This window comes from Pseudomonas sp. PICF141 (assembly GCF_002286815.1).
Classification (GTDB): domain Bacteria; phylum Pseudomonadota; class Gammaproteobacteria; order Pseudomonadales; family Pseudomonadaceae; genus Aquipseudomonas.
Window position 1 is genome coordinate 1 of sequence record NZ_MUNM01000072.1, and the last position, 12,608, is coordinate 12,608.

12 protein-coding genes are annotated in these 12,608 nt (G+C 58.7%); 8 read left to right on the plus strand and 4 right to left on the minus strand.

The annotated features are described in order from the left end of the window. A partial coding sequence (locus BZL43_RS20430; RefSeq protein ID WP_305884087.1) for a carbon starvation CstA family protein occupies positions 1-435 on the minus strand: 435 nt, incomplete at its 3' end. A 429-nt stretch (positions 436-864) separates the two neighbouring features. Here BZL43_RS20430 and BZL43_RS20440 point away from each other — a divergent pair. Both BZL43_RS20440 and BZL43_RS20445 read left to right on the plus strand, forming a co-directional pair. Further along, complete coding sequence (locus tag BZL43_RS20440) at positions 865-2,226, plus strand: cache domain-containing protein (protein WP_095633975.1); 1,362 nt, start codon at positions 865-867, stop codon at positions 2,224-2,226. A 33-nt stretch (positions 2,227-2,259) separates the two neighbouring features. Continuing rightward, positions 2,260-2,892: a response regulator transcription factor gene (locus BZL43_RS20445; RefSeq protein WP_095633976.1), complete on the plus strand. Its 633-nt coding sequence runs from the start codon at positions 2,260-2,262 to the stop codon at positions 2,890-2,892. Between the two features lie 6 nt (positions 2,893-2,898). Here the strand turns inward: BZL43_RS20445 and BZL43_RS20450 are convergent, their stop codons facing one another. Further along, a complete protein-coding gene (locus BZL43_RS20450) occupies positions 2,899-3,423 on the minus strand; it encodes a transporter suffix domain-containing protein (protein WP_095633977.1) in 525 nt (174 codons plus the stop codon). Positions 3,424-3,610: 187 nt separating this feature from the next. On the opposite strand from BZL43_RS20450, the gene BZL43_RS20455 reads away from it, so the two are divergent. Genes BZL43_RS20455 through BZL43_RS20465 form a run of 3 tightly spaced genes read left to right on the plus strand, consistent with a single transcriptional unit; the run spans position 3,611 to position 7,318 of the window. Continuing rightward, complete coding sequence (locus tag BZL43_RS20455; protein WP_095633978.1) at positions 3,611-5,134, plus strand: efflux transporter outer membrane subunit; 1,524 nt, start codon at positions 3,611-3,613, stop codon at positions 5,132-5,134. Between the two features lie 5 nt (positions 5,135-5,139). Then, positions 5,140-6,279: an HlyD family secretion protein gene (locus BZL43_RS20460; RefSeq protein WP_095633979.1), complete on the plus strand. Its 1,140-nt coding sequence runs from the start codon at positions 5,140-5,142 to the stop codon at positions 6,277-6,279. Continuing rightward, the gene (locus BZL43_RS20465; RefSeq protein WP_095633980.1) at positions 6,269-7,318 is read left to right on the plus strand and encodes a DUF2955 domain-containing protein; all 1,050 of its coding nucleotides are present in this window, start codon (positions 6,269-6,271) and stop codon (positions 7,316-7,318) included. The genes BZL43_RS20460 and BZL43_RS20465 overlap by 11 nt, the downstream gene beginning before the upstream one ends. On the opposite strand, the gene BZL43_RS20470 is transcribed toward BZL43_RS20465, so the two are convergent. Continuing rightward, complete coding sequence (locus BZL43_RS20470) at positions 7,308-7,613, minus strand: hypothetical protein (protein ID WP_095633981.1); 306 nt, start codon at positions 7,611-7,613, stop codon at positions 7,308-7,310. The genes BZL43_RS20465 and BZL43_RS20470 overlap by 11 nt on opposite strands. Beyond that, positions 7,610-8,536: a helix-turn-helix domain-containing protein gene (locus BZL43_RS20475; protein ID WP_095633982.1), complete on the minus strand. Its 927-nt coding sequence runs from the start codon at positions 8,534-8,536 to the stop codon at positions 7,610-7,612. Before BZL43_RS20475 ends, BZL43_RS20470 begins: the two co-directional genes overlap by 4 nt. 160 nt (positions 8,537-8,696) lie before the next feature. Here BZL43_RS20475 and BZL43_RS20480 point away from each other — a divergent pair, with 160 nt between their 5' ends. From BZL43_RS20480 to BZL43_RS20490, 3 genes are all read left to right on the plus strand, one after another. Then, positions 8,697-10,055 (plus strand): glutamine synthetase family protein, encoded by a 1,359-nt coding sequence (locus BZL43_RS20480; protein WP_095634013.1) that lies wholly within the window; start codon positions 8,697-8,699, stop codon positions 10,053-10,055. A 78-nt stretch (positions 10,056-10,133) separates the two neighbouring features. After that, positions 10,134-11,222, plus strand: coding sequence for a polyamine ABC transporter substrate-binding protein (locus tag BZL43_RS20485; RefSeq protein ID WP_095633983.1), 1,089 nt, complete (start codon positions 10,134-10,136; stop codon positions 11,220-11,222). Beyond that, positions 11,219-12,520 carry an FAD-binding oxidoreductase gene (locus BZL43_RS20490; RefSeq protein WP_095633984.1) on the plus strand — a complete coding sequence of 434 codons (1,302 nt, stop codon included), beginning with the start codon at positions 11,219-11,221 and terminating at the stop codon, positions 12,518-12,520. The genes BZL43_RS20485 and BZL43_RS20490 overlap by 4 nt, the downstream gene beginning before the upstream one ends. Positions 12,521-12,608: the final 88 nt, after the last annotated feature.

Below are 12,608 nucleotides of genomic sequence, written 5' to 3' on the forward strand. Positions count from 1 at the left end.
ACGACCGTTGCGGCGGGTGGACATGAACAGGACCATGAAGTCCTGAACCGCACCGGCCAGCACCACCCCGGCAATCAGCCACAGCGTACCGGGCAGGTAGCCCATCTGCGCAGCCAGGACCGGACCGACCAGCGGCCCCGCGCCAGCGATGGCGGCGAAGTGGTGTCCGAAGAGCACGTGTTTGTTGGTCGGTACGTAGTCCAGACCATCGTTGTTGAGTACAGCGGGAGTGGCTCGATTGGGATCGAGCTGCATCACCTTGGTGGCGATGAACAGGCTGTAATAGCGGTATGCGACGAGATAGATAGCGACTGCTGCGACGACGATCCAGAGGGCGTTGATGGCTTCGCCGCGGCGCAGGGCCACGACACTCAGCGCAAACGCTCCCAGGACAGCCACGGCAAACCAGGCAAGGTGTTTAGCCAGACGGGGCATAGCGTGTCTCCTGCCGACAGCCATGGCTGCGGCGGTAATTTTTATAATTGTGTCCGCTGTGCGGAGCCAGCCCAATATCTGCGCATGCTGTCGACAAATAAATCCGCGTTACTACGTACGGGGTGTCTACGTAGTTCTACGTAGACGCCACTGATCTCTCGGATGAAATGCAACACCTGTGGGAGCGGGCTGTGGCGAGGGGGCTTGCCCCCGTTGGGCTGCGAAGCAGCCCCGAGAAATCTCTGATGTACCCAGGATCTTGTGAGTGCTACGCACTCAAACGGGGGCAAGCCCCCTCGCCACAGATCACAGGTTTTTTGTGTTTCATCATGGCCGCAGGTCATTCTGTCCAGCACTGCTACTGGAGGCGGGTATCTTTGGCATATGATGCCGGGCCTTCGCCTTCCCTTGGCCTGGCCAGGAGTAGAGATGCAGCTCAAACACAAAATCGTTGCGCTCGGGATTCTGCCGCTGGTGTTGGCGATCGCCGTCATCTGCGCGCTGGTGATTTCGCTGAACCGGCAACTGGGCGATCAACAGGCGCAACTGATTGAAGACAGCATTCTGGCGAGCAAGCGTGCGGAGCTGAAAAACTACGTCGAAATGGCCCAGAGCCTGATCGCGCCGCTGTATGACAACGGCCGGGGTGACGCCCGCGCGCAGCAACAAGTGCTCGAAGAACTGCGCAAGCTCAGCTTTGGCATCAACGGCTACTTTTTCGTCTACGACCACCAGGGCCGCAGCCTGATGCATGCGCGCCAGTCAGAGCTGGTGGGCAAATACCTGTGGGACATGACTGACCCTTACGGGCTGCCGGTGATCCAGGCGTTGCTCAAAAGTGCGCAATCGGGTGAAGGTTTTCAACGTTACGCCTGGAACAAACCCTCTTCGGGCCAAGTGACCGACAAGCTCGCTTACGTAGTGATGCTGGACCGTTGGGGCTGGATGCTCGGCACCGGCATCTACCTTGAAGACGTTGAACGCGCCACCCGGCAGGCCCGTGACGAGGTGGCTCAGGGCATCCGCAAAACCATGCTGGCCATAGCCGCGGTGGCCCTCGTTGCGGTGCTGTTCGTTTTCGCCAGCGGCATGACACTGAACGTCAGCGAGCATCGCCTGGCCGATAAAAAACTCCAGCGCCTGACCCAACGCATCGTCAGCCTGCAGGAGGAAGAACGGTCGCGGGTTTCCCGAGAACTGCACGACGGCATCAGCCAGCTGCTGGTGTCCATCAAGTTTCAGTTCGAACTGGCCAGCCATGTGCTGGAAAATGGACAAGATAAAGGATTGAGCATTTTAAGAGACGCCACGGAGCGCCTCGGGGATGCGATTGGCGAAGTGCGCAGCCTCTCTCACGACCTGCGCTCGTCGCTGCTCGACACCCTCGGCCTGCCGGCGGCTATCGGTCAACTCGCCGCAGAATTCGAGCAACGCAGCGGTCTGGTCGTGACCTTCAACGATAACGAATTCGACTGTCATCTGGTCGATGGCGCCGCCGTCTCGTTGTTTCGCATCGTACAAGAAGGCTTGACCAACATCGAACGCCACGCCCAAGCAAAAAACGTCATCATTACCCTGCACGGGTCTGAAAAGTCCGTACGGTTGACAGTGATCGATGACGGTATCGGTTTCAACGTCGCCCAGGTCGAACGTCGTCACGCGGGCATTGGCCTGCGCAACATCCGTGAGCGTGTCGAGCATTTTGGCGGTCGATTCGAGCTGACATCGATGCCGGGAAGAAGTGAGCTGGACGTGCTACTGCCGATGAAACGGCCGGGTACAGAACGCTGACCCAACCTATAACAATTAGAGTGAATGCCTGCGATGAACCTGCCCTACCCGATCCGCGTCGCCCTGGTCGACGATCACTCCCTGGTTCGCGATGGAATCAAATCGCTGCTGGGGGTCATGGCGCAACTGGAAGTGGTAGGAGAAGCCGAGAATGGCGCCGATGCCATTGAAATGGTCGGGCGCTGCCAGCCGGACCTGTTGCTGGTCGACATCAGCCTGAAGGACATCAACGGCCTCGAGCTGACCCGGTTGTTACGCAGCCAGTACCCAACGCTCAAAGTGCTGGTGTTGAGCATGTACGACAATTATGAATACGTGAGTGAATCCGTTCGCTCGGGTGCCAGCGGCTATGTGCTGAAGAACGCGCCTTCACGGGAAATCATTGCGGCGATCGAAGCGATTGTCAGTGGCGGGACGTTCTACAGCGCCGAGATCGCACAGCGGCTCATTGCCGATAAAAGTACCGACAATGAGCTGACTCCGCGCGAAAGCCAAGTGCTGTACAAAATGGCGCAGGGGCTGAACAACAAGGAAATGGCTCGCGAACTGGACATCAGTGTCCGGACTGTAGAAACTCATCGCCTGAGCATCCGTCGCAAGCTCAACATCGACAAACCCGCTGCACTGGTAAAGTACGCGATCGATCACGGGATCATTTCACGTTAGAGGCGTTCACACCGCGGTTGTATTAACGACACGTGCCTTGCGTATAAACAATGCACGGACCTTGTCCCAGAAATTTCCACCCAGCACGAAAAAGCTGCCGATCAACATGGCATCGCCCAGTGCCTGGAGCTGCCAGAGGTTTGGTCGCAGCCCCGGCCAAAGAGTGTCAACGTAGGGTTCGAGAAATGCCGAAATCAGCGGCAGGCAAAACATCACAAGACCGATTCGATGGCGAGCCGGGCCTACTTCCACGTCTGCCGACGGTGCAAGCGTGGAGACGTAACCAAACATGCTGCGCTTGAGTTGCTGAAAGCCGGATTTACCCATGATTGCAATGACGAGAATTAACAGAACCTTGTTGCTGATAAACAAAATGCCTGTCAGTGCCGCGATCTTTGAGCCGGGTACATCCACTGCGGCAGCAAGAGGCACCATCAGCCAGGAGCCCAGCATCAAACAAATAATCGCAATGCCCAGTTTGAAACGCCAACCGGTGGAGCTTGGAGCAATGTTGTCCTGAGGGCTACTCATGGTCTTCTTAACCTTCATTTTTTTGCCAGGATTAATGGATCTTGAGAAGCGTAGCAGTTAGTCGATCCCAGATCATTCACCATGAGCTTGTATTTCTCGCAGCTGTACTAACCTAAGCGAACCAACGCCATTTCAATATCAGGTATGTTCGGATGACGTTTTCCCAAGATCTACTATCAGTGCACCGATGCTGACGCGCTCTAGTCCATTGCTTCTGCTGCTCGTCCTTGGCCTTGGCGGTTGTGTCCGTCTGGGGCCCGATTTTCAGCCTCCCGGCGAAGCCTGGACAAAACTCTGGAGCAGCCCCGCGCTTGAGCAAGCCAGCCAACGAAGCCTGAATCCCGACATTCGCCAGTGGTGGCAGGTGTTCGCCGACCCGGTCCTCGACGCGCTGATCGCCGAATCGGATGCGCACAATTCCAACTTGAAAATTGCCGGCCTTCGCGTCATGGAAGCCCGTGCCCGGTTGGGTATTGCGCAAAGCGGGCGTTATCCCCAACTGCAGCAGGCCAGCGCTGACAGCTTGTACTTCAACCGCCAGCAGTCCGGCGGGAACAACCCGCAAGACAGCCACTTCTGGCAGCACAGCGCCGGTTTTGATGTCGGTTGGGAACTGGACTTCTGGGGGCGTTTCAGTCGAGCGATCGAGTCCTCCGATGCCAGTTACTTCGCGGCTCAGGCCAACTATGAAGACGTCCTGGTACTGCTGCGTGCTCAGGTGGCCGATACCTACTTTTCGTTGCGCACCACCGAGGCGCGTTTGCGCGTCGCCCGAGAAAACGCCCAACAGCAAAAGCGCAACTTTGAGATCACCGAAAAACTGTTCAACAGTGGCCAGAGCGCCGAACTCGACGTGCAACAAGCCAAGACCCAATACCTGGGCACCTTGAGCAGCATCCCGGATTTTGAAGCGCAAGTCGTGCGCACCCGTAACGCGCTGGCTGTGCTGATCGGACAGCCACCCAGCGCCCTGCCCCAATTGCTTGAACACGAGGGACTGATTCCGCTGGTGGACCGAGCCGTGCTACAAGACGTACCGGCCAGCCTGTTGTTGCGCCGACCGGACGTGCGCGCCGCCGAGCTCAATGTCGCAGCCCAGTCGGCACTGATCGGCGTCGCGCAAACCGACTTCTATCCGTCGCTGACCTTGCTGGGCAGCATTGTCTGGACCACCGATACGCTGAGCGGCACTTCCAACAGCCTGGACCTGATCGGCGGCCCCAGTTTGCGCTGGAACCTGTTTGACCATGGTCAGATCAGCAACAACGTGCGTATACAGGATGCGCGCTTGCAGCAGCTGATTGAGGTTTATCGCGACAAAGTCCGCCAAGCCGCACGGGAAGCCGATGATGCCGCCAGCAGCCTGATCAAATCGCTGGAGCGCGAGCGCATCCTGGGTGAAGCGCAGGTCGCCGCGGCGCGTTCGTTGAGCCTGGCCAGCACCCAATACCGGGAAGGTTACTCGGACTTCCAGCGCGTGCTGGATGCGCAACGCGCATTGCTCGAACAGCAGGACAATTACCTGCTCAGCCGCAGTAACGCCGTGAGCAACTTGATCGCCTTGTACAAAGCCCTGGGTGGTGGGTGGTACAGCACACAGCCGACAGTCGATCAAAACACTCGCCAACAAATGGAACAACGTACCGACTGGGGCAACCTGCTGAATGAGCCAGCCCCGTCGCAAGCCTCCTATCCCGAGCCGAAAGGTTAAAGCCGATGACTGAACCCTCGCCGCCCGTTACTGAGGCGCCCTCCCCCAAGGCATCCGAACCTGCCGCCGATCCTGCGAAAAAGGGCATCAGATGGGTATTGCTGTTGATCGTCCTGAGCCTGGCCTGGTACCTGTTGGCGGACCGTTTCACACCGTATACCCAACAGGCTCGGGTGGGTGCGTTTGTCATTCCGGTGGCTTCCGAGGTGGCCGGCCGGGTGACCCGAGTGAATGTGAGCAACAATCAGGATGTCAAGGCGGGCGATGTGCTGTTTGAAGTGGACCAGCAGCCCTATCAAATAGCCGTCGACCGTGCACGTGCAGACCTTGAATCCACACGCCGCCAGATCGGCGCCAGCACCGCCGGCATTGCTTCGGCTCAAGCCAATTTGCGCGCAGCCCAGGCCAATGAGCTCAAGGCCCGGCAGGATAACGAACGCCTCGAAGGCTTGTACCGGGAAGACCGGGGAACCATTTCCTTGCGCTTGCTCGAAGTCTCTCGAGCCACCCGTGAACAGGCTATCAGTCAGGTCGCCGCAGCCCGTGCCGAAGTCCAGCGGGCACGGGAACAGGAAGGCGGCAGCGAGGAAGACAACGCGCTGTTGCGCAGCGCCGCCACGGCGTTGTCAAAAGCTGAACTGGACTTGTCCAACACGCAGATACGCGCACGGTCAGCGGGATTGATCACCGACCTGCGCACCGATGTCGGACAGTTCGCCACTGCCGGCAGCCCGGTCATGACCCTGATTGCCATCCATGATGTATGGATCAGTGCAGACATGACCGAAAACAACCTGGGCCTGGTCGAGGTCGGCACCCCGGTTTCGATCGTGCTGGATGCCCTGCCGGGGAAGATTTTCGAAGGCCGTGTACGCAGTGTCGGTTACGGTGTCAGCGTCGGTCAGAGCACTGCGCCCGGCACCCTTCCCAGTGTGCAGAACAGCCGCGACTGGCTGCGTCCGGCCCAGCGTTTTCCGGTGATTATCGAGTTCTCCGAGGCCTCACGGAAAACGCTGTTCGACAGCCGCGCCATCCGTGCCGGTGGGCAGGCCGAAGTGATGGCATTCCCGACTCAAGACAACCCGTTGAACCTGCTCGGTCGTTTGTTCGTGGGGTTCATGAGCTGGCTGAGCTATGCCTATTAAGCGCTCGCCGACCCAGCGCACGCCCCGGGTTCAGCGGGCGTTGCGTATGGGCACAGGCACTGCATTGTGCCTGGCGGTCAGCTTCGGCCTGAGCTTGCCGATCCCTTTTCTCGCGCCGGTGCTGGCCGTGTTACTGCTGGCTTCTCTCAACCGGCCGTTGCCATTGAAGGCCGGTTTGATTCTCGCTCTGGCTGCGATGCTAACCACCGGCGTCGGCCTGTTGTTGATTCCGGTCCTGCGTTACTACCCGATTACCGGCGTGCTGCTGATTGGCATCAGTATGTTCCTGGCATTTCGTTTTGGCCTGCGCGGCGGCAATGCCTTGATCATGACCTTCATGATCATTGGCCTGACGATGATTTCTTCGGCCGGCGTCGCCGAGTTCGATCTGGCGATGATGGTCATCGGTGCCCTGGTCAAGGGGTTGATCCTCGCCGTTCTCGTTGTGGGGATTAGTCACTGGCTGTTTCCCGACCCCGCCAATGCGCCGTCCCCACCCGCCGCCAGCGCTTTGCCGGAGCAAGAAGTGGGCAGGGTTGCACTGCGTGCGACCCTGATTGTCATACCGGCATTCCTGTTGGCCCTGATCGACCCGGCGAGCTATCTGCCGATCATTTTGAAAGCGGTCAGTCTCGGCCAACAGAGTTCGACGACAACGACACGCAACGCTGCCCATGAACTGCTCGGTTCGACCTTCATGGGCGGCCTGTTGGCTGTTGGGTTCTGGTGCGCGCTCAGCCTGTTCGTGCACTTGTGGATGTTCTTTCTGTGGATGCTCCTGTTCGGCTTGCTGTTGGCGCGCAAACTCTATGCCCTCAGCCCGACCCGACAAACCCCGGGGTTCTGGCTCAACAGTCTGGTCACGCTAATCATCCTGCTGGGCCAGTCGGTTCAGGACAGCCTCGCCGGGAAAGACGTCTATACCGCCTTCGCCGTGCGCATGGGATTGTTTATCGCCCTCACGCTCTATGCCTTGCTGATGGTCCACCTACTTGATCGGCGGCAGCGCAATCCACGTGTCACTCAGCTCACGGAGTGACCTGATAACCCCGCCCTTGCAGGCAGTCGTGATAGTGCTGTTTTACATCGACCTCGACCTGCTCATAAAACTCGTCGTGTTGACGTCCTCGTACCTGCGTAGCATCCATCGCAGCACCCTCCGAGGGTGGCGGGCTCGAGGTGCCCTGGCTGGTCGTAACGTTGTTGCAATCGTTGATGTCCAGCTGGATTTGTTGCGAGCTCTGTCCATTCAAGGGCACGACCGTTTCGGCCAGAACCTGGGTATAGGCCATCGACATGACGGCACACAGGCTGAAAAACGCTAACCGACTCATGATGACCTCCGACACGCTCCGCTGTGTTTGCGGGCCAGCGTCTGGCTGGGAAGTTCCTGGAACAACGCTCGATAGCTGTTGGAAAACCGTCCCAAATGCCAGAACGACCAATTCATCGCCACTTGCGCCACCGTCGTTTCCCCGGCCGTTTGCCTGAGCAATTCGCGGCGGGCGCTGTTGAGCCGACGCAAGCGCAACCACTGCGTGGGGGTCATTGCGGTATACGCCTTGAACGCATGCTGCAACTGGCGCAGCGAAACCCCGGCCACCTGGGACAGCTCCAGCAAATTGAGGGTTTCTTCCGGTGTATCGGCAGCCCATTCGGCGACGCGTTTCATGATCGTTCGTCCCTGCGCCCGGCGCTGCAAACCTGCATGATCCAGGCACACACAGGCGTTATCGAGGATGTACAAACAGTCCTCCAGCAGTTGCTGGGTCAACGCCTCTTTGCTCGGCGGATCCAGCGTCTGCGTCAGCCGCGTCAACGTCCCGCTCAACCAGCGGCTGAACAGCGCGTTCTGACCTGAATTGAGCGGCGACATGAACAAACCTTCAAGTTGCGCCACGTCCAGGCCATGCCGCTGAACAAATTCGGGACCGAACACCACGGCGATTTCCTGGTAGTTCTCCGGGGTGATCCAGATATTGCGGCTTTCACCATTCAACACATACAGCGAGTTGTCACTGCGATCGAAACAGAACGCCAGCGAGCCTTGCGGGGCGCTGAAATTCTGCTCGACCCGGGTGTTCATCTGTTCCTCGTAAATCTCGACGCCTTGCAAATCCAGATAGCGCACCCTGCCGGCGAAATGCCCCGGGGACATTTGCTGATAGTGCTGCACCCAACCCGGTGTGGCGCGGATTTGCTCGGCCACATCGGCGGTGTTGAACGCTTGAACCTGCAACGGATTGCACGCTGTCATGGGCAGTCTCGCGCACTCTTTTGGTGCGTTCTGTGCGATTTAAAGTGGATAGATGGAACGGCAAGGCTCACCCAAGATAGTCGTCAACGCGCCACAGGGGAAGTGTCCGGTGGATGAAGCCGCCCTCCCCGGCGTCAATCAGACCAACAATGAGGTTTTTATGAATGCCCCTTTCGATCAGCTGTTCACGTGGCTGAAAGATCACAAGATTACCGAGGTCGAGTGTGTGGTCAGCGACTTGACCGGCATTGCTCGCGGCAAGATTGCACCTACCAACAAGTTCCTGCATGAGCGAGGCATGCGCCTGCCGGAAAGTGTGCTGCTGCAAACGGTAACCGGGGATTTTGTCGACGACGACATCTACTACGACCTGCTCGACCCGGCCGACATCGACATGGTTTGCAAGCCCGTCGCCGACGCGGTTTACGTCATTCCATGGGCCATCGAACCCACCGCCATCGTGATCCATGACACGTTCGACAAGTTCGGCAACCCCATCGAACTGTCGCCGCGCAACGTGCTGAAGAAAGTGCTGCAGCTCTACACCGACAAAGGCTGGAAGCCGATTGTCGCGCCAGAAATGGAGTTTTACCTGACCCAACGCTGCGAAGACCCGGACTTGCCGCTCAAGGCGCCACTGGGACGCTCCGGCCGTGCGGAAAGCGGTCGTCAGTCATTCTCCATCGACGCCGCCAACGAGTTCGATCCACTGTTTGAAGACGTTTACGACTGGTGTGAACTCCAGGGCCTGGACCTCGACACGCTGATCCATGAAGACGGCCCGGCACAGATGGAAATCAATTTCCGTCACGGCGACGCGCTGGATCTGGCGGACCAGATCACCGTGTTCAAACGCACCCTGCGCGAGGCGGCACTCAAGCACAACGTTACCGCGACCTTCATGGCCAAACCGATCGGCGACGAACCCGGCAGTGCCATGCACCTGCACCAGAGCGTGGTGGACATTGCCACTGGCCGGCCGATTTTCGCCGATGCCGACGGGCAGATGAGCGAGCTGTTCCTGCACCACATCGGCGGCTTGCAAAAATACATTCCCCAAGTGCTGCCGATGTTTGCGCCCAACGTCAATTCGTTCCGCCGCTTCCTGCCCGACACCTCGGCGCCGGTCAACGTTGAATGGGGCGAAGAAAATCGCACCGTCGGCTTGCGCGTACCGACCTCCAGCCCCGACGCCATGCGCGTGGAAAACCGCTTGCCGGGTGCCGACGCCAACCCTTATCTGGCGATTGCCGCGAGCCTTTTGTGCGGTTATCTGGGCATGGTCGAAAAAGTCGAACCGAGCGCCGCGGTGCAGGGCCGCGCCTATGAGCGACGCAATCTGCGCCTGCCGATCACCATCGAGGACGCACTGACGCGCATGGAAGAGTGCGAAACCGTCGAGCGCTATCTGGGCAGCAAATTCGTGCGCGGTTACGTCGCGGTCAAACGGGCCGAACACGAAAACTTCAAACGCGTGATCAGCTCCTGGGAGCGCGAGTTCCTGCTGCTCAGCGTCTGATCCTGATCGTTCCCACGCAGAGCGTGGGAACGATCAGGAAACGCCTGAACAAATCCAATAATTAAAAGAGGTGTCGATATGCGTCTATTGAAAACGGTGGTTCCGGCCTCGCTGGCCTTGCTCTTCAGCGTAACTGCACACGCTCAATCAAGTGTGAGCGTCTACAACTGGACCGACTACATTGGCGAAACCACCCTCGCCGACTTCCAGGCCAAAACCGGGACCAAAGTGATCTACGACGTATTCGATTCCAACGAAACCCTGGAGGGCAAACTGCTCGCCGGCCGCACGGGTTATGACGTGGTGGTGCCCTCCAACCACTTCCTGGCGCGCCAGGTGAAGGCCGGCGCGTTCCTCAAACTGGATCGCTCGCAGTTGCCCAACTGGAAAAACCTCGACCCGAAACTGCTGGCCTTGCTGGAAAAAAACGATCCAGGCAATGAACATTCGGTGCCGTACCTGTGGGGCACCAACGGCATTGGCTACAACGTCGACAAGGTCAAGCAAGTGCTGGGCATCGATCGCATCGATTCCTGGGCAGTGTTTTTCGAGCCGCAGAACCTGAAGAAGCTCAGCCAGTGCGGCGTGTCGATGATGGATTCGGCCGACGAAGTGTTCCCGGCGGTCTTGAATTACATGGGCATGGACCCACGCAGCGAAAATCCCGAGGACTTTAAAAAGGCCGAAGCCAAACTGCTGACCATCCGGCCTTACATCACCTATTTCCATTCGTCCAAATACGTGTCGGACTTGGCCAATGGCGATATTTGCGTCGCGTTCGGCTACTCGGGCGATGTGTTCCAGGCGGCGAACCGTGCCAAGGAAGCGAAGAATGGCGTGAATATCGCCTACTCGATTCCCAAGGAAGGCAGTAACCTTTGGTTCGACCTGCTGGCGATTCCTGCTGACGCCAGCAACCCGAAAGAGGCTCACGCATTCGTCAACAACCTGCTGGATCCGCAGGTAATCGCCAAAGTGAGCGCTTCGGTCGGTTACGCCAATCCAAACCCGGCGGCCAAGCAATACATGGACCCGGAGCTGGTCAGTAATCCAGAGGTCTATCCTCCTCAGGAAGTGCTCGACAAACTCTACATCTCCACCACCCCGCCCCAGCCGATCATGCGCCTGATGACCCGCTCCTGGAGCAAAGTGAAGTCCAGCCAATGAATCAGTACGATCATCAACACGCTCATTCCTATTACGCTGCCTCGGCCAAGGGCATGACACCTTACCCAGCGCTGGGCTCGGATCTTGAAGCCGATGTCTGCGTGGTGGGCGGTGGCTTCACCGGGGTCAATACCGCGATCGAACTGGCGCAGCGCGGACTCTCGGTGATTCTGCTGGAAGGCCGGCGAATCGGCTGGGGCGCCAGCGGGCGTAACGGCGGCCAGTTGATCCGCGGTATCGGTCACGACGTCGAAGGTTTCGCCCGTTATGTGGGTCAGGAAGGTGTGCGCTATCTAGAGCGCGCAGGCATCGAATCGGTGGAACTGGTGGGCAATCGCATCCGTGAGCATGGGATCGATTGCGACCTGCGCTGGGGCTTCTGTGAACTGGCTAACACCCCGGCGCAGTTCGAGGCGTTCAATGCGGAACTGCAAAAACTTGCCGAACTGGGTTACCGCCATGAAACTCGACTTGTCGGCCCCGAGCAGATCCGCCAGCAAGTGGTGGGCTCCGATGTTTATGCCGGCGGCCTGATCGACATGGGTTCGGGTCATTTGCATCCGCTGAATCTGGTGCTCGGCGAAGCGCACGTTGCCGAGTCTCTTGGGGTGCGAATATTCGAACAAAGCCCGGTGCTGGAATTGATTCATGGCAGCACCGTGCAGGTTCGTTGCGCTGGCGGCACGGTTCGCGCCGGCAGTCTGGTGCTCGGTTGTAATGCGCACCTGGAAGAACTCGAACCACGCCTGAGCGGCAAGGTGCTACCGGCAGGCAGTTACATCATCGCCACCGAGCCTTTGGCACCTGAGCTTGCCGCGCAATTGATCCCGCAGAACCTGGCGCTGTGCGACCAGAAAGTCGGCCTCGATTACTATCGGCTCTCGGCAGATCGACGCTTGCTGTTTGGCGGTGCCTGCCATTACTCCGGGCGCGATCCGAAAGACATCGGCGCATACATGCGGCCAAAAATGCTCGAGGTTTTTCCGCATTTGGCGGATGTGCGCATCGACTATCAATGGGGCGGCATGATCGGCATCACCGCCAACCGCTTCCCTCAGGCTGGACGGTTGAGCCAGTACCCGAACGTGTTTTATGCCCAGGGTTATTCCGGTCATGGCCTGAACGTGACCCACTGGTGCGCACGCTTGCTGGCTGAAGCGATTCATGCCGGACACAGCAAGGGCCTCGATGTGTTCAGCGCCGTCCCGCACATGACCTTCCCCGGTGGCAAAGCCCTGCGTTCACCGCTGTTGGCCCTTGGTATGTTCTGGTATCGCCTGCGCGAATTGCTTGGCTGAAGTTCGGGACAAGAACCTTACACAAACCTGTGGCGAGGGGGCTTGCCCCCGTTCGGCTGCGCAGCAGTCGTCAATATTCTTTATGCGG